This is a genomic window from Candidatus Chlorobium masyuteum, assembly GCF_011601315.1.
GTDB lineage: Bacteria > Bacteroidota > Chlorobiia > Chlorobiales > Chlorobiaceae > Chlorobium > Chlorobium masyuteum.
The window spans coordinates 168815-186089 of record NZ_JAAORA010000004.1; the positions used below are offsets into that span (position 1 = coordinate 168815).

Genomic DNA, 17275 nt, shown 5'->3' on the forward strand with positions numbered 1-17275 from the left:
ACCTTGATTGTTGTGGCAACAAAAATCCCTTTCTATATCGTTGTACTCTGCATTGTTACACTGCTGCAGGTGTTCGGCCTCTCCCATCTTACTGTTTTTGACGTATCGCCCGATGCCATTTCGCTCTTTCTTGCATTTGTTTCTGTAACTGTCGGCCAGAGAGCGGGTACCAGTTTCGGGTTTGCTGCGGGAATTATAACCGGACTTTTGTCAGGAAACATGGGCCTCTCTATGCTTGCAAGAACGGTAGAGGGTTTTATTGCCGGATATTTCAATATTCCTGAAAACAGTCATGCTACATCAAAACAGAAAACCAAACGCTTGTATTGGGCTGTCATGACGGCAACATTCTTCGCCAATGCGATTTTTGCGGCCGGTTACAACCCTCTCGGTCTTTCGCCCCTTTACCGTATTCTGGTTCTCGGCTTGCTTGAATCACTCCTCACCCTCATTCTTGCCTTTGTGGCACACTGGCTGTTAATGAGAAAAACCTTTTCAGACTGATGGATAAAATTCAGCGAAGCACTACTCTCGTATCACTGTTTGTCGTAGCTGTATTCTCCGTTCTTTTCGCACGGCTTTTCTACCTCCAGGTACTTAACTATCAGCAGCTCGGCTCAATTTCGACAACAAACAGTATCCGAAGGGTCTGGGTTCAGCCGCCAAGAGGACGCATGATTGACAAAAAGGGGGTCGTCCTTGTCGATAATCAGCCGCTCTACACCGTCAAGGTCATTCCTTCTGAATTCAAAAAAGAGCGCACCGGCTACCTTGCATGGCTCTTGAAAATAGAGAAAGCCGAGCTGGCTGATAAAATCAGCAAGGGATATGAGTTCAACCGTTTTTCGGCTGTAACAGTCAGCCGTAACCTTGACGGTGTTGACGTAGCGCGACTGAGTGAAAACCTCTGGCAGCTGCCCGGAGTGCTGATTGAAACCGACAATAAAAGAAAGTACTCCGACTCTCTGAACGGTTCCCATCTTTTCGGCTATCTGCGTGCCATCTCCAAAGCAAAACTTGAGGAGTTCGCTGAGCAGGGATACACCCCGGATGACAAAATCGGATTCAGCGGACTGGAAAAATATTATGAAGAACGTCTGAGGGGTCAGAAGGGTGCCCGGTTTGAAATGATCACTCCACTCGGGAAATTTGCCGGTAAATACAACTACGGCAACAGCGACATAGCCGCTGTCAGGGGTGATGACCTCTATCTCTCAATCGATGGCGGCCTTCAACAGCTTGCCGAACAACTGCTGAGAAAAACCGGAAGATCCGGTGCGGTTGTCGCCATAGACCCCTCTACAGGAGGAATTCTTGCTCTTGCCAGTGCTCCGGACTACAGCCTGAATATTTTCAATGGCTCGACCGACAGCAAGGGGTGGAGCGATATCTTAACCTCTCCCCAAAAACCGCTCTTTAACCGGACAGTTCAGGCCGTCTATCCTCCCGGCTCCATCTACAAGATGATTCTGGCCATGGCTGCGCTTGAAGAGAAGAGAATGGATCCGGCTACAAAAATACTCGACAGCGGTGTCTTCATCTATGGGGGGAGACGCTTTCTCAGCAATGAAGGGAAGGGGCACGGTGTGGTAGATATGCGGGAAGCCATAACCGTCTCCTCCAATGTCTATTTTTACAACCTGATTTTCAAGGTCGGGCTGGATAACTGGACAAAATATGGCAGTATGTTCGGTTTCGGCACGAAAACGGGCATTGACCTTCCGGGCGAACGGGCAGGACTTCTGCCGTCAATCGAATATTATAACAACCGCTACGGAAAAAATCGCTGGACAAAAGGGTATTTGGTCAGTCTTGCCATCGGCCAGGGTGAGCTCGGTACAACCCCGGTACAGCTTGCAGCCTATGCGGCAGCACTTGCCAACAACGGAACGCTCTTTCAGCCCCATATTGTAAACGGATACCGTGATACGGCAACCGGCAGGTATATCCCCTTCACCTTCGCTAAACAGCAGTTGCCGGTAACGGCTGAAACCTACGGCATTATCAGGGACGGCATGAAGGGGGTCGTGCTTCGCGGAACCGGAACGCTGGCGAAAGTCCCCGGCGTGGAGATTGCCGGAAAAACCGGTACCGCACAGAACCCCCACGGACAGGATCATGCATGGTTTATCGCCTATGCACCGGTCGATAATCCAAAAATCGCCATGGCGGTTCTGGTTGAAAATGCAGGTTTCGGCGGCACCATTTCCGCCCCGATTGCCCGTGAACTGATAAAATATTATATCAAGGGCGAAAAGCCTCCGGTGTCTGCACTCCCCGGATCGCCCAAAGCAGAGACGGACAGCACCAGCGAAACCCTGCCGGATGTTCCGTCCGACAATACGGTAACGAATGAAACCCCTCCGCCAGCAGCGGAGAGCAGTAAAAAAAACAGTGACGTTGTACCAGCAGAATGATCTACAAGCATGACCAGGCATCCATACAGGGCTTTCTTGAGGATACAAGCAACCTGAAAACCGGCCATACTCCGGGAGTTTTTTTCCCGGAAACAGTCGATGAACTTGCCGGCCTGCTGAAAAGGGATGGTGCAGAACCTCGCCGCTTTACCATTGCCGGAAACGGAACCGGAACAACCGGCGGCAGAATCCCGATGGGAGATTACGTCATCTCCATGCAGAAACTCGACCGGATCGATGAGCCTGAAGTACTCTCCGAAAGGCATGCAATCATGACCGTGCAGGCAGGTGCGCTGCTTGAAAATATCCAGATAAAAGCTGAACAGAGCGGATGGTTTTATCCGCCGGACCCTACCGAAAAACTCTGTTTTATCGGAAGCACCATAGCCAATAACTCTTCAGGAGCAAGAAGCTTCAAATACGGGCCGACCCGTGAGCATATTGCAAGGATTCTCATCATACTGCCAGGGGGTGACCGGCTCGATCTTTCCCGCGGCAGCTGCAAGGCGGACAAACAGGGCACCTTCCATTTCACTCTGCCGCACTCGGGATCAGTCACACTGCAAAGGCCGGACTACCGCATGCCGGCAACGTCAAAGCACAATGCAGGATACTTTTCAAAGGAGGGCATGGATCTCATCGATCTCTTCATCGGTTCGGAAGGAACTCTCGGAGTCATCGCTGAAGCCGATCTCATGCTCATTCCCCGACCGGCTTCCCTTATCTCATCACTGATCCATTTCGGCACAATTGACGATCTCTTCGGGTTCGTCAAACTCCTCAAAGAGCCGGAAAACGGTATTTCACCGAGAGCTATTGAATTTTTCGACAAAAACTCCCTTGGCTTGCTCGCCCAAAAATATCCCGATCTGCCCCAGGAGAGCGAAGGGGCAATTTTCATCGAACTGGAAACAACTCCGGAAAGCGATGAAGCGGCTCTTGACACCCTCTTTTGTCTCATGGAATCATGCAATGCCTTGACCGACAACTCATGGATAGCGCTTGACCGTGAAGAACAGTCCAGAGTGCGGGAGTTTCGCCACACCCTCCCGCTCCTTGTCAATGATTGGCTGAGCCGGCAGAAGGAGAGCAAAATCAGCACCGACATGGCCGTGCCCGGCGATCGGTTCCGTGAACTGTTTGATTTTTACCGGAACTCTTGCGAACAGGAGGGCTTTGTCTATATTCTTTTCGGCCACATAGGCAACGAACACCTGCACCTGAACATCCTGCCGAGAAACAGGGAGGAGTTTCTGCTGGCCAAGGCGCTCTACCGGAAACTTGTTGAAAAGGCACTTGCTCTTGGCGGAACACTCTCGGCCGAACACGGCATCGGCAAGCTCAAGGCAGAGTATCTTGTCGGGCTCTATCAGGAGAGGGGAATAAGGGAGATGGTGCGGATAAAAAAGAGCCTGGATCCCGACCTGATCCTCAACATCGGCAATATTATTCCGGCAGCCTGTTTGGAAACAGAAAACCATTGAACTCCCGCACACGGTGTCGAAAAAACAGACCACACAACACTACGTACAGGCCATTCAGAACAGAAAGGCCCGGTATGAATTTGAAATTCTTGATACCTTCGTCACCGGTATCCAGCTCTTCGGCAGCGAGGTCAAATCGGTGCGTCTCGGCAAGGCCAGCCTGAACGACAGCTTTGCCATCATCCTTCGCAATGAGGTGTGGCTTGAAAACATGCAGATCACCCCGTATGAGCACAACCATCTGGAGATGCTCGAACCGAAACGGAGCCGGAAACTGCTTCTGCACAAGGCTGAAATTCTTAAAATACAGGCGAAAATAACGGAAAAAGGGCTCACACTGGTGCCCTTAAAAGCGTTTTTCAGCTCAAAAGGGTTGTTAAAATTAGAGATTGCCATCGCCAAAGGGAAAAAGCTCTACGACAAACGCGAAACCATCAAGGCGCGGGAGAACCAGCGGCAGATGGAGCAGGTACGAAAACAATATTAAACACCAAAAACTCAATCCATGCGTTTTCCAACCGTAAAGGAACAGCTTGATATCATTACCGCCAATGTTGTGGAACTCATCAGCGTTGGAGAGCTTGAACAGAAGCTTCTGCACAGCCTGAAAACCGGCGTGCCGCTCAAAGTGAAGCTTGGTGCTGACCCGTCAAGACCGGATCTGCATCTCGGCCACTCGGTCGTACTGCGAAAACTCAGGGAGTTTCAGGATCTCGGCCATGAAGCAATCCTCATCATCGGCGACTTTACCGCCATGATCGGCGACCCGTCAGGGAAAAGCAAAACACGACCCCAGCTCTCTGCAAAAGAGGCAAGAGAGAACGGTGAGAGCTATTTCGAACAGGCATCAAAAATCCTCGACCCCGACAAAACAACCATCTGCTATAACTCCGACTGGCTCGGTGCAATGAAATTTGCCGACATCATCCGTCTTTCAAGCCACTACACCGTAGCCAGAATGCTTGAACGCGATGACTTTGAACGGCGCTACCGCTCAAATGAACCCATCTCGATTCATGAATTTCTCTACCCTCTGGCACAGGGGATGGACTCGGTACATCTGAAAAACGATATTGAGCTCGGCGGCACCGACCAGAAATTCAACCTGCTTGTCGGCAGGGATCTGCAGCGGGAGTACGGCATCCCGCCGCAGGTCTGCATTACCATGGAGCTGCTTGTGGGCAGTGACGGAAAGGAGAAGATGTCGAAATCACTCGGCAATGCCATCTGTTTCAATGACCCGCCATCGGAGATGTACGGCAAGGTACTCTCGATTCCCGACCCGCTGATCGAGACCTGGTGCCGGCTTCTGGTACCGCAAACTGAGCGTGCAGCCACATCATCTATTCTTGAACAGCGGGAAACGGACCCGAGAAGTGCCAAAAGGGCTCTTGCAAGAGCGATCGTAGCCTCCTACTACTCACGCTCAGCCGCTGCAGATGCCGAAACACACTTCGATCAGCTTTTTGTGCATAAAAAAGCACCTGATCACATTGAACTCTTTCTGTTTGAAGAACAATCACTGCCGCTGATCGACCTGCTGGTCACCCTTGGTGCCGCACCCTCAAAAAGCGAAGCCCGCAGGATGATACAGCAGAACTCCGTTCTGGTCGATGACCGGAAAATTTCGGAAATCCATGAGAAGATTGATCTCGACAGCGAACCGAAAATCATCAAGGCCGGAAAAAGAAGGTTTTTTAAAGTCGCCGCAAAAAAAACATTTTGAATGCCACTGCTTTTTCCTATAATTGCTCAATTTCGATAGTGTAGACTGTTTGTACAATAAATTTATCCGGAGGCACGGCATTGTCATTTGTCCCGACAAAAGTATTCTTCACCAAAGGTGTGGGTAGACACAAGGAGTATCTCTCATCTTTCGAGCTTGCTTTGAGAGAAGCCAAAATTGAGAAATGCAATCTGGTCACCGTATCAAGTATTTTTCCGCCGAAATGTGAGCGCATCAGCGTTGAAGAGGGTTTGAAGGAGCTCTCTCCAGGCCAGATCACCTTTGCCGTCATGGCTCGCAACTCAACCAATGAGTACAACCGCCTTATTGCCGCTTCGGTCGGTGTGGCTATTCCGGCAGACGATACCCAGTACGGCTACCTCTCTGAACACCATCCTTTCGGAGAATCTGCCGAACAGTCCGGAGAATATGCTGAAGATCTGGCAGCAACCATGCTGGCCACAACCCTCGGAATCGAGTTTGATCCGAACAAGGATTGGGATGAACGCGAGGGTATCTACAAGATGAGCGGCAAGATCATCAACTCCTACAATATCACGCAGTCGGCAGAGGGTGAAAACGGGATGTGGACAACAGTCATCTCCTGCGCCGTTCTCCTTCCGTAATCATCCGGAATACGGTCAGCACGAACTGAACCGTAGTCAGGGCACTCCATAAGGGTGCGCCCGGTATACAAAATTTACTGAACAGTGAAATGGGCCTGGCTATGCCCTTTTCACTGTTTTCAGTTCCAGGCATTCACTCCTCTAACCCATCATTCTCTCCCCGTTCATGGACTTCTTCACACCGTTCCAGAATATACATACACTTGAGGAGCTGATTATCTGGGGAGGATACCTGCTGCTCTTTACTATTATTTTTGCCGAAACCGGACTCTTTGCCGGCTTTTTTCTTCCCGGTGACTCCCTGCTCATAACCGCCGGCCTCATCGCCGCTACCGGAAGCCTCGACATCTATCGCACACTTGCGACCCTGGTATGCGGCGCAATTCTTGGCGATGCAACCGGCTATTTTATAGGACGACAACTCAGCAGAACAATTTTCAATAAAGAGGAGTCCCGCTTCTTTCATAGGGAACACCTTGAAAAAACCGAGCGCTTCTATAAAAAACACGGTGCAAAAACCATCTTTCTCGCCCGTTTTGTTCCGGTTATCCGCAGCTTTGCTGCATCCCTTGCAGGAGTGGCCGGCATGGCCTTCCCTGTTTTCCTTTTTTTCAGTGTTTCCGGTGCTGTTGCGTGGGTACTCTGCTTTACCCTGATCGGCTACTTTATTGCCAGCCTCTTTCCTGATATTGTCCAGTACCTGCATACCATCATTCTTGCAGGAATTATCCTGATTGCCGCCAGCGCGCTGAAAAGCCTGAAACCGAAAAAAAAGCAACGCTAACTCCTGCTTATCTCTTTTTAAAACAGAGCTGTTCACGGATATTAAGCGCAGGTGTGGTATTTTAGGCAGAACAACCTTTAACAATCCGGGTATCACGGTAATGACTGAATCGATAAAAACTGATGTTCTGGTTATCGGCAGCGGTATAGGCGGCCTCTACTTTGCCATTCACATGGCCGATCACGCCAGTGTGACGATCATTACTAAAAAAGAGAGTTTCACGTCAAATACCAACTGGGCGCAGGGAGGAATTGCCGCCACTATCGATACCAACGACAGCCCGGAACTGCATATTGCCGATACACTCGGTGCCGGAGCCGGACTTTGCAATCGCGAGATGGTCTCCCTCATGGTCAGGGAAGGGCCACGGCACATTCAGCGCCTGATAGAACTCGGTGTCAACTTTACAACATCAGACCATGAGCACCTCCACCTCGGCAAGGAGGGGGGGCATTCAAGAAGCCGGATCGTCCATGCGCAGGATCTTACCGGACGGGCAGTTGAAACCGCGCTCATTGACAGGGTCAACAACCATCCCAATATCACCCTGCTTGAACACCATTTTGCCATCGAACTGCTTACCGAGCATCATCTCGGCATCAAAACCAACGACATCTCCTGCTACGGGGCCTATGTGCTTGATACAAAACAGAGGAAGCCGAAAAAAATTCTTTCGAAAATCACCATGGTGGCGTCCGGAGGTCTCGGCCATGTCTATCCCTACACCACCAATCCCGATATTGCCACCGGAGATGGTGTGGCCATGGGGTACCGGGCCGGAGCGGAAGTTGCCAATATGGAGTTCATCCAGTTTCATCCAACCTCTCTCTACCATCCGAAGGCAAACTCATACCTGATTTCCGAAGCGGTCCGTGGATTCGGAGGGATCCTGAAACTGAAGAACGGCCAGGAGTTCATGCACAAGTATGACAAGCGACAGAACCTTGCACCCCGCGACATTGTGGCAAGAGCCATCGACTCGGAGATCAAAAAAAGCGGAGAGGAGTGCGTCTTTCTTGATGTGACGCATATCGATCCGGAAAAAACCAAAGAGCATTTCCCCAATATTTACGAAACCTGTCTCAGTTTCGGCATCGATATGACACGGGAGATGATCCCGGTCGTTCCTGCCGCACACTACTCATGCGGAGGGATCAGAACGGACAGCAAAGGCCGAACCACCCTCAACCGGCTCTATGCCTGCGGAGAGAGCAGCTGCACGGGGGTTCACGGAGCAAACCGGCTCGCAAGCAACTCCCTGCTCGAAGCGCTCGTCTTCGCATGGGAAGCAAGTATTGATATCCGCGAACAACTCCAGCAGCTGGAGAACAGTGTCGAATTTCCCGACTGGGACGATACCGGGACCGTAAACCCCGAAGAGTGGATCCTTGTTTCACACAACAAGCGCGAAGCCCAGCAGGTGATGAATGACTATGTCGGTATTGTACGCAGTGACCTTCGGCTTGCCAGAGCAAAAAGGAGAATGGATTTCCTTAAGGATGAAACTGAAGCTTACTATAAAAAGACAAAGATCACCACACAGATTCTGGAACTGAGAAACATCATCAAGGTCTCAAACCTTATCATTGAAGGGGCCATAAAGCGCCGTGAATCAAGAGGACTGCACTACACAACCGACTACCCCGGCAAGGACGACAAACACTTCCTCATCGACACCGTGCTGCGCTCTTTCTGATTGACATTGACACAGGCTCATCTATTAATCGTAGTGAGCGGTTTGAGTCCCTTCTACTTCACCTCCTGCCAATCCCTTGCATAGCGAAAATCAATACCTGGAGTGCGACCGGAAATCTTGGCGATAACCGGCATCATCCGCTTGTACTGGTTCCGTACAACCATCTTTCTCACACGATCATAAAACGGTTCATCCACCCCTTCTGTGAGAATAGCCGCTTTATCCATTCTCTTTTCAAGCATCTTGTAGAGCAGGAGATCAACCTCCTCGTAGCTGAAACCAAGATCATCCTCATCACTCTGCCCTTCCCAGAGGTCGGCGGATGGGGCTTTTTCAATAAGCGGTTCAGGAATACCAAGGTGGCGTGCGAGTCCTCTGACCTGGGTTTTATAGAGATCACCAAGAGGATTGATCGCTGAAGCCATGTCTCCGAACATGGTTCCGTAACCGAGGAGCAGCTCGGTTTTATTGCTTGTACCGGCAACAAGCCGTCCGTCTCTGGCCGATACATCATAGAGAAAAACCATACGGGTCCGGGCCATGATATTACCTCGCCGCAAAAGCTCGGTCTCCGGCACGGAGGAAAACAGTGCATCGACAACCGGCGTAATGGAAACCTCTTCCGAACGGATACCGAGCCTCCGGATCATGAGCTCAGCATGCTCAAGGCTCTCCGGACTGCTTGACCGGTAGGGCATCATGAGCGCCAGAACGTTTTCCCGACCAAGGGCGCGAACAGCAAGCTCACAGACAACCGCCGAATCAATACCGCCGGACAGACCGAGAACAACCGAACGGAACCCGAATTTGCGGATCTCGTTGGAAAGAAAAGCCTTGAGCATCTCCTCGACTATATGGTAGTTTAGATGGAGATCCTGAACCTTCATAATGGCACCCCGATTTATTTGTTCTCCCGTCATGTTCAGCGTCTGAGCCATTTTTCCGGATTCTGCTTGACACGACCCTTCCAGATCTCAAAATGCACCACAGAACCGCCCTCCGGCATCCTTCCGGAAAGCCCGACCATCTGCTGCGATTTTATCAGATCGTCCTTGGCCACACTCAGCTGACCGAGATTGGCATAGACGGTAAGATAGGATTTTGAATGACGGATAATAACAATGTTGCCGAATGTGGGCAGAAAGGCAATCTGGGCGACCCTGCCGCCGGAGACCGCCCTGACCTGGGTACTCGACGGTACGGAAATATCAATGCCGTTATTCGTGGTAACAATTTTCAGATCCCTGTCCTGAACCGATCCGAATCTCTGGGATACCACACCATTGCGCACAGGCCAGGGCAGAGAACCTGCTGCATTGTCGAAATCCGCCGAAACACGGTCAACATCAGAAGCGATCTCGGGCTGAGCGGGAACACTCTGCCTTTCCTGAACCGGAGGAAGCGGAGTCTCCGGCCTTTTTTTATCCTTTATGAAGACTGCGGGCTGCTCCGACAGTGGAGGAGGAGCAACACCTTTACGCTTCTTTGCTGCCATCCGTTCCGCCTGAAGCCGCCTGAGCGTCTGACGGTCAGCTTCAAGCCGGTTCAGCTCCACCCTGCGTGCCTCAAGACGCCTTGCTTCAAGACGCCTCGCCTCAATGATCTTCCGCCTCCGCTCATTTTCAGCCTCCACAGCCCGCTGTTCAGCCATAATCAGCGACTCAATCCTTGACTGCAGCTGCTGACGTTTTTTACGGACAACTTCGAGCTGGGCTGCATACTCCTGCTTGTTCTGCTTCAGCTTGACCAGTACAACCTCTTTCTCCTGTTTGCTTCTGGCCCAGGTTTTCAGCTGGTTCTCCTGCTCTTTTACCACTGCTGCTTTCTGGCGGTAGGTCTGCTCAAGTGCAACCCGGTTACTTTCGAGCGTAACGGCTGCCTGCTGCAGATCGTCAACATTACGGCGTACCGCGCGGGTAAAAAAACCCATGTATTGTGCCCGGACGATTGCGTCATTGACCGAACCCGAGGCAAAAAGACGCTCAACATCCCGGCGCCCCCCATACTTGTAAACAGAAACAGCTGTTCTTCTGAAATCGTCAGATACCCTGCCATATATCTGGCGATTACCCTGAAGTTCGACCTGGAGTCGATTGATATCCCGGTTAAGACGGTCAAGATAGTTCTGATTTTCAGTGATCATTTTTTCAAGCACAAGAATCTGGCGACGGATATTCTCCAGTGACTTGAGTGAGAGGGACTCCTGCTTTCTGGTTGAACTCAGTTTGAACTGGTACTCTTTCAACTGTCCTTTAAGCTCTCTGAGAGTCCGTTCAACCGATGAGCGCTCGGCCATGATCCTTGCGATCTCACTGTTTACCGGAGGTGCCGCAATCGAAGCAGTTGACATCATGACGGGAAAAGAGAACAGGAGGAGCAGAAAAGCGCATGCCCCCCTTCGTAACAGGCTGTAAAAAAAAGCGCGACTAACCATAAAACTCATAAAAAATCCCCGGACCGTAAAAATTCAAAGACTATTACCACAAACCTGTTAAAAAGAGCCATACCAAGCAGAGCATGAGGCCTCTGTTCAAGGTAAAGGATAAAATCTTTTCTTCGCAAAGGTCACAAGAAAAAAATAATTTGTTTTTCTTACGCTTAAATAATTAAATATCGGTTTTTTCATCAGCTACTACCACATGGACAAGCTTGTCATAAGAGGGGGCCGCCGGATCAGCGGCAGCGTATCTGCCTCGGGTTCAAAAAACAGCTCCCTGCCGATCATTGCATCAACACTGCTAAGCGGCAACGGGACATTTATTCTGCACCATATCCCCGATCTTCAGGATATCAAAACCTTTACGCAGCTCCTGCATCACCTTGGTGCTGAAACCTCTTTTTCCGGCAACACCCTGAACGTTACGACCGGAAACGTGACCAGTATCCTGGCGCCCTACGAACTGGTAAAAAAAATGAGAGCTTCGATCTATGTGCTCGGCCCGCTGCTTGCACGGTTCGGCCACGCAAGGGTATCCCTTCCGGGCGGATGCGCCTTCGGTCCCCGGCCTATCGACCTGCATCTGATGGCAATGGAAAAACTCGGCGCCCGTATCACCATAGAGACCGGCTTCATTGATGCCACTGCCCCTGGCGGAAAGCTGCACGGAGCCCATATTGATTTCCCTATCTCCTCGGTTGGAGCAACAGGCAATGCACTGATGGCAGCATCACTTGCCGAAGGGAGTACAACGATCAGCAATGCCGCTGCTGAACCGGAAATTGTGACGCTCTGCCATTTCCTCACGGCCATGGGAGCAACCATCAGGGGAACCGGAACAACCGAGCTTGAAATTGAGGGAAGCCAGTCACTTAATGCCGCAGAATTTCAGAATGCATTTGACCGGATTGAAGCAGGAACGCTTCTTGCTGCTGCGGCAATAACCGGAGGAGAGATCACGGTCAACGATGTTGAGCCGGAGCAGCTCAAATCGGTACTTAAAAAATTTGTCCACGCAGGCTGCACCGTTGAAACAACCGAGAACAGTGTCACCCTGAAAAGCAGCGGGATACTTATACCAACCGATATTACAGCCAAACCCTATCCGGCTTTTCCTACCGATATGCAGGCCCAGTGGATAGCCCTGATGACACAGGCTGAAGGGACCAGCCATATTACCGACAAGATCTATCATGAACGGTTCAACCATATCCCTGAACTGAACCGGCTTGGTGCCAATATCGAGATCCGCAAAAACCAGGCGGTGGTTCACGGACCAAGAACACTCTCCGGCACCAAAGTGATGTCAACCGATCTGAGGGCATCGGCAAGTCTGGTGCTTGCAGGGCTTGTTGCCAAAGGAACAACGGAGGTGCTGAGGGTCTACCATCTCGACCGGGGATACGAAAAAATCGAAGTGAAACTGAAGAGTCTCGGAGCCGATATCAGTCGTGAGAGCTATAAAGAGTTTTGATAAACGGAGAAAAAAGAGAAAAAGAGATTATTCTTTTGGATATTCAATCTCATGCATTATATTAACTGCCTCTAAAGCCAAGCAACGAGGGCCCTTAGCTCAGTTGGTCAGAGCAAGCGACTCATAATCGCTGGGTCGTAGGTTCAAGTCCTACAGGGCCCACGCAGTATGAAGAGCTGACAAAAATATTTACCTGGCGTGTTCGTCTAGTGGCCCAGGACATCGCCCTCTCAAGGCGAAGATCACGGGTTCGAATCCCGTACACGCTACCTCTCAATGAGACAAAAAAAGCACCCGTAGCTCAACTGGATAGAGTATCTGACTACGAATCAGACGGTTAGAGGTTCGACTCCTCTCGGGTGCACCAACTCTTCTCGCTGGCTGAACGGCTTTTCCTCCTATGCCGATGTTTGACCTTGCGTTTCTTCTTGCTCCCACATTTGCCATGTTTTTTCTGGGAGTGCTTCTGCGCCGCACATCCGTTCTTGATGACCGGGATGCCGACACACTCCTGAAGCTGGTATTCAACCTGACACTCCCGGCGCTCCTGCTCTCCGTGCTCCCCTCGGTCGAATTGAACAGCAAACTCCTGCTTGTCGCCCTTATCTCGACATTGATAATCCTCCTTACGCTCCCGGCTGCAATGCTTGCAGGAAAAGTTACCGGAATGAAGCCGCAAACATCCGCCGTACTGGTTTCCGGATCGATCATCATGAATCTCGGTTTCGTCATGCCCTTCGTCCAGTCATTTTACGGAGATGAGGGTCTTGCCCGGCTCTTCATCTTTGATATTCCCAATGGTTTGTCGGCCTATACCATTGCATGGGCGTTTGCATGCCGCTCTGGCAACAACCCTCAGCACTGCCTGAACGGCAAACTTTTCAAATCGCCGCCGCTTCTGGCACTCGTTCTGGCGCTCACGATGAATGCACTGTCGCTGCGTCCGGAACCGCTCACCGCCAAAATTCTCCTCACAACAGGCACGCTTACCATCCCGCTTGTTCTGCTCGCTCTTGGCGCCTCTTTCAGCATAAAAAAAGCAAATCCCCTCCATCTCGGAGTTGGCATAGCGCTACGGATGCTGCTCGGCCTCTCTCTCGGGCTCTGGCTCGCCGACCTGTTCAACATCTCCGGAGTTGACCGGGCCGTTGTGGTGCTCTGCGCTTCGGCTCCTGCGGGTTTCAACACCCTGACCTTTGCCTCGGTTGAAAAACTTGACCGCGAATATGCTGCATCACTGGTAGCCGCCTGCATGATTGCATCAATGGTGCTTATTCCGATCCTGCTCACCACGCTTTAGGATAGCTCGATTCATCTATTCCGGGACCTGATAGTGTCCATCGTTCACAAACTGCCGGAACTCACGACAATGAAAAGAGGTAGCATTCGAGAAAAAATAAAAAGTGAATTGGAAAAACTTTTTTTTTAAATATATTCACATCGCTACTGAGGAGTGGCCAAATTGGTAAGGCACCTGATTCTGGATCAGGCAATTCCAGGTTCGAGTCCTGGCTCCTCAGCAAAAAAGAAAAAAAGACACAGTTGTTTGGCTGTGTCTTTTTTTTTGCCCCCGCCTATCAATAAAAAAACCGAATCAGGGAAAAGCGCACCCATTTTCAGCAGGGCAAAAAAAAAGAGACAGAACTTTCATTCTGTCTCTTTATAAGAAACCGGGTTAGCGGAAACTTATTTTGCTGCAGGTGCTGCTGGTGCTGCCTCTGCTGCTGGTGCTGCAGGTGCTGCTTCTGCTGCAGGTGCTGCTGGTGCTGCCTCTGCTGCAGGTGCTGCAGGTGCTGCTTCAGCTGCAGGTGCTTCTACAGGAGCTTCTGCTTTTTTAGCGCAGCCGACAAATGAAACTGTGCTTGCAAGGAATAAGAAAATGAAAAGTTTTTTCATTGCTGGATTGTTGTTTTGTTGTTTGATAATTGACAGCTTCTTCAGCTCACTAATATTAAAAAAAAACAGCGAGTTTTCAAAAGCCCACTGTATGGCGGAATATGCAAAATTTTCCATATCCCGCCATAATAAATGTTTTTTTTAGTCAACAAGCAACTCCAATTCTGCTTTTTCGAGCTTGTCGAAGTTCAGATAACGATAAATGTTCTCTGCTTTTGAGCCGGAAAGATGCCTGCTGAAAATTTCCAGATACTCATCCTTGTTCGGCAGATGACCAAGCAGCGCACACACCGCAGCAAGTTCAGCCGAACCGAGATAAACCTGAGCACCGGTACCCATTCTGTTATCAAAGTTCCGGGTGCTGGTGGAAAAAACAACCGCATTGTCAGCTACCCTTGCCTGATTACCCATGCAGAGTGAGCATCCCGGAATCTCGATACGGGCTCCTGCTGCACCGAAAATGGCATAATAGCCCTCTTCGATCAGTTTTTTCATATCCATCTTCGTGGGCGGCACAATCCAGAGTTTGGCCGAAGCGACACCCTTGCCCCTGAATACTTCACCAAGAGCACGGAAATGGCCGATGTTGGTCATACAGCTCCCGACAAACACCTCGTCAATAACCTTGGGCCGTTTTTCATCACGAAGCACTTCACTGAGCGTCATGACGTCATCGGGATCGTTCGGACAGGCAAGAATCGGTTCAGTGATCGCACTCATATCGATTTCAATCACCTCTGCGTACTCTGCATCGGCATCAGGCTCAAGAAGCGTCGGATTCTTCAGCCAATCCTGCATTTTACCGATACGGCGGCGCAGGGTATCAGCATCGCCATACCCCTCCTTGATCATCTGCTCAAGCAGCTCGATATTCGAACTGAGATATTCGATAACCGGAGCCTTGTCAAGACGGACCGTACAGGCGGCGGCACTCCGCTCGGCAGAGGCATCACTCAGCTCGAAAGCCTGCTCAACCTTGAGATCCGGCAGCCCTTCAATTTCAAGTATACGACCGGCAAAAACATTCTTCTTGCCCTTCTTCTCAACCGTCAGCAACCCTTTTTTCATGGCAACCCAGGGTATCGCATTGACAAGATCCCTCAGGGTAATGCCATTCTGAAGCTTGCCGGTAAAGCGAACAAGCACGGACTCGGGCACATTGAGCGGCATGGTACCGGTAACACCGGCAAACGCCACAAGACCCGATCCGCCGGGGAATGAGATACCGATAGGAAACCGGGTGTGGGAATCGGCACCGGTACCGAGTGTATCCGGCAGCACCATGCGGTTCAGCCATGTATGGATAACGCCGTCACCGGGTTTGAGCGAAACGCCTCCCCTGCTCATGATAAAGAAGGGAAGATTTCTGTGCAGGGTAATATCTGAAGGCTTCGGATAGGCAGAGGTATGGCAGAAGCTCTGCATGACAAGGTCGGCGCTGAAGCTCAATGCGGCAAACTCCTTGACCTCATCACGGGTCATTGCTCCGGTGGTATCCTGTGAACCGACCGTGAGCGTTTCAGCTTCCACATACATACCCGGTCGCACACCGGCAAGCCCGCAGGCCTTGCCGATCATTTTCTGGGCAAGCGTGTAGCCTTTTCCGGTATCTGCCGGCTGTTCCGGACGCTGGAAGAGGTTCTCTTCGCCAAGACCGAGAGTTTTTCTCGCTTTTCTGGTCAGGTTTCTGCCGATGATCAGGGGAATACGTCCGCCGGCACGAACCTCGTCAGCAAGTGTGTTCGGGGTAAGTTCGAAACGGGCGATAACCTCCCCGTTCTTCTCGATTTTACCTGCAAAAGGATAGAGGTCGATAACATCTCCCGTCTCCATTGCCGAGACGTCCGCCTGGACCGGTAATGCACCGGAATCCTCGGCGGTATTGAAAAAGATCGGCGCGATAATTCCGCCGATAACCACACCGCCGGTACGCTTGTTCGGCACTGCTGGAATATCGGTACCCATATGCCACTGAACCGAGTTGATGCCTGATTTGCGGCTTGACCCGGTACCGACAACATCACCGACATAGGCAAGCGGATGACCTTTTGTTTTCAGTTGTGCAATGGTGCCGATCGGATCACTCATCTTTGAACCGAGCATGCAGAGCGCATGAAGCGGAATATCACTGCGGGTAAAGGCTTCACTGGCTGGCGAAAGGTCATCGGTGTTGGTTTCACCCGGCACCTTGTAGACCGTCAGGGTAATTTTTTCAGAAATAGCAGGCCGCGAAGAGAACCACTCCCCTGCCGCCCATGATTCAAGCACTTCACGTGCATATTTGTTGGTTTTTGACTGGCTGACAACATCATCAAATGCATCATAGACGAGCAGTGTCTTTTTCAGCATTTCGGATGCAGCTTCGCAGATGGCCGGATTGCTGTTGCTGAGGGCATCAATGAGAGGCTTGACATTGTATCCTCCGAGCATGGTACCGAGAATCCTTATCGCTTCCACGCTGTCGATCACGATACAGGAAATTTCCCCCTTGACAATACCATCAAGAAATGCGGCTTTTTCCAATGCAGCATCATCAACTCCGGGGCTGATATGTTCAAGGAACAACTCCAGCAGATACTCCTTTTCCTGAACGGGATTCTGCTGCAGAAGAGCATTAAGCGAACGGGTCTGTTCCGCGGTTAACGGCAACGGGGGGATGCCGAGCTTCGCTCTCTCTTCAGTATGGGCGCGGTATTGTTCAACAAGACTCATAAGGTCAATCTCCTGATGTTATG

Annotated in this window: 14 protein-coding genes and 4 tRNA genes; 14 read left to right on the forward strand and 4 right to left on the reverse strand. The window is 50.9% G+C overall.

Annotation, left to right across the window (positions count from 1 at the left end; translation table 11 throughout):
* Positions 1-12 precede the first annotated feature (12 nt).
* From G9409_RS08805 to nadB, 8 genes are all read left to right on the forward strand, one after another.
* Positions 13-504: a rod shape-determining protein MreD gene (locus G9409_RS08805; RefSeq protein WP_166808415.1), complete on the forward strand. Its 492-nt coding sequence runs from the start codon at positions 13-15 to the stop codon at positions 502-504.
* Positions 504-2417: a penicillin-binding protein 2 gene (gene mrdA, locus G9409_RS08810; RefSeq protein ID WP_166808416.1), complete on the forward strand. Its 1914-nt coding sequence runs from the start codon at positions 504-506 to the stop codon at positions 2415-2417. The genes G9409_RS08805 and mrdA overlap by 1 nt, the downstream gene beginning before the upstream one ends.
* Positions 2414-3901 (forward strand): FAD-binding oxidoreductase, encoded by a 1488-nt coding sequence (locus tag G9409_RS08815; RefSeq protein ID WP_166808417.1) that lies wholly within the window; start codon positions 2414-2416, stop codon positions 3899-3901. Before mrdA ends, G9409_RS08815 begins: the two co-directional genes overlap by 4 nt.
* Before the next feature lie 13 nt (positions 3902-3914).
* Entirely contained in the window at positions 3915-4388 is a 474-nt protein-coding gene (smpB, locus tag G9409_RS08820) for an SsrA-binding protein SmpB (RefSeq protein ID WP_166808418.1), read from the forward strand.
* An 18-nt stretch (positions 4389-4406) separates the two neighbouring features.
* The gene (tyrS, locus tag G9409_RS08825; RefSeq protein WP_166808419.1) at positions 4407-5627 is read left to right on the forward strand and encodes a tyrosine--tRNA ligase; all 1221 of its coding nucleotides are present in this window, start codon (positions 4407-4409) and stop codon (positions 5625-5627) included.
* Between the two features lie 80 nt (positions 5628-5707).
* On the forward strand, positions 5708-6253 hold the full coding sequence (locus G9409_RS08830; RefSeq protein ID WP_006366415.1) for a pyruvoyl-dependent arginine decarboxylase: 546 nt from the start codon (positions 5708-5710) through the stop codon (positions 6251-6253).
* Positions 6254-6419: 166 nt separating this feature from the next.
* On the forward strand, positions 6420-7037 hold the full coding sequence (locus tag G9409_RS08835) for a DedA family protein (RefSeq protein ID WP_166808420.1): 618 nt from the start codon (positions 6420-6422) through the stop codon (positions 7035-7037).
* Positions 7038-7137: 100 nt separating this feature from the next.
* A complete protein-coding gene (nadB, locus tag G9409_RS08840; RefSeq protein WP_166808421.1) occupies positions 7138-8733 on the forward strand; it encodes an L-aspartate oxidase in 1596 nt (531 codons plus the stop codon).
* Between the two features lie 53 nt (positions 8734-8786).
* Here nadB and G9409_RS08845 read toward each other — a convergent pair whose 3' ends face one another.
* Together G9409_RS08845 and G9409_RS08850 are read right to left on the reverse strand one after the other, a co-directional pair.
* Positions 8787-9620: an NAD+ synthase gene (locus tag G9409_RS08845; RefSeq protein ID WP_166808422.1), complete on the reverse strand. Its 834-nt coding sequence runs from the start codon at positions 9618-9620 to the stop codon at positions 8787-8789.
* 35 nt (positions 9621-9655) lie between these two features.
* Positions 9656-11176: a peptidoglycan DD-metalloendopeptidase family protein gene (locus G9409_RS08850; RefSeq protein WP_166808423.1), complete on the reverse strand. Its 1521-nt coding sequence runs from the start codon at positions 11174-11176 to the stop codon at positions 9656-9658.
* 196 nt (positions 11177-11372) lie between these two features.
* Here G9409_RS08850 and murA point away from each other — a divergent pair, with 196 nt between their 5' ends.
* The 6 genes from murA to G9409_RS08880 all read left to right on the forward strand — a co-directional run bounded on the left by murA (position 11373) and on the right by G9409_RS08880 (position 14164).
* Positions 11373-12644, forward strand: coding sequence for a UDP-N-acetylglucosamine 1-carboxyvinyltransferase (gene murA / locus G9409_RS08855; protein WP_166808424.1), 1272 nt, complete (start codon positions 11373-11375; stop codon positions 12642-12644).
* Positions 12645-12732: 88 nt separating this feature from the next.
* Positions 12733-12806 (forward strand) — tRNA-Ile (locus G9409_RS08860).
* Between the two features lie 33 nt (positions 12807-12839).
* Positions 12840-12913, forward strand: a tRNA-Glu gene (locus G9409_RS08865).
* Between the two features lie 21 nt (positions 12914-12934).
* A tRNA-Arg gene (locus tag G9409_RS08870) sits at positions 12935-13011 on the forward strand.
* Between the two features lie 33 nt (positions 13012-13044).
* The gene (locus G9409_RS08875) at positions 13045-13944 is read left to right on the forward strand and encodes an AEC family transporter (RefSeq protein ID WP_166808425.1); all 900 of its coding nucleotides are present in this window, start codon (positions 13045-13047) and stop codon (positions 13942-13944) included.
* Positions 13945-14091: 147 nt separating this feature from the next.
* A tRNA-Gln gene (locus G9409_RS08880) sits at positions 14092-14164 on the forward strand.
* Between the two features lie 166 nt (positions 14165-14330).
* Here the strand turns inward: G9409_RS08880 and G9409_RS12040 are convergent.
* A complete protein-coding gene (locus G9409_RS12040) occupies positions 14331-14657 on the reverse strand; it encodes a hypothetical protein (protein WP_232209771.1) in 327 nt (108 codons plus the stop codon).
* 24 nt (positions 14658-14681) lie between these two features.
* Positions 14682-17252, reverse strand: a complete 2571-nt coding sequence (gene acnB / locus G9409_RS08890) for a bifunctional aconitate hydratase 2/2-methylisocitrate dehydratase (protein ID WP_166808426.1) — start codon at positions 17250-17252, stop codon at positions 14682-14684.
* Between the last annotated feature and the right edge of the window lie 23 nt (positions 17253-17275).

Excerpts from the sequence above, each read along its gene's own strand:
- mrdA (WP_166808416.1), top strand. The coding sequence starts at position 504 with ATGGATAAAATTCAGCGAAGCACTACTCTCGTATCACTGTTTGTCGTA.
- G9409_RS08815 (WP_166808417.1), top strand. The coding sequence starts at position 2,414 with ATGATCTACAAGCATGACCAGGCATCCATACAGGGCTTTCTTGAGGAT.
- tyrS (WP_166808419.1), top strand. The coding sequence starts at position 4,407 with ATGCGTTTTCCAACCGTAAAGGAACAGCTTGATATCATTACCGCCAAT.
- G9409_RS08835 (WP_166808420.1), top strand. The coding sequence starts at position 6,420 with ATGGACTTCTTCACACCGTTCCAGAATATACATACACTTGAGGAGCTG.
- nadB (WP_166808421.1), top strand. The coding sequence starts at position 7,138 with ATGACTGAATCGATAAAAACTGATGTTCTGGTTATCGGCAGCGGTATA.
- G9409_RS08845 (WP_166808422.1), bottom strand. The coding sequence starts at position 9,620 with ATGAAGGTTCAGGATCTCCATCTAAACTACCATATAGTCGAGGAGATG.
- G9409_RS08850 (WP_166808423.1), bottom strand. The coding sequence starts at position 11,176 with ATGAGTTTTATGGTTAGTCGCGCTTTTTTTTACAGCCTGTTACGAAGG.
- murA (WP_166808424.1), top strand. The coding sequence starts at position 11,373 with ATGGACAAGCTTGTCATAAGAGGGGGCCGCCGGATCAGCGGCAGCGTA.
- G9409_RS08875 (WP_166808425.1), top strand. The coding sequence starts at position 13,045 with ATGCCGATGTTTGACCTTGCGTTTCTTCTTGCTCCCACATTTGCCATG.
- G9409_RS12040 (WP_232209771.1), bottom strand. The coding sequence starts at position 14,657 with ATGGAAAATTTTGCATATTCCGCCATACAGTGGGCTTTTGAAAACTCG.
- acnB (WP_166808426.1), bottom strand. The coding sequence starts at position 17,252 with ATGAGTCTTGTTGAACAATACCGCGCCCATACTGAAGAGAGAGCGAAG.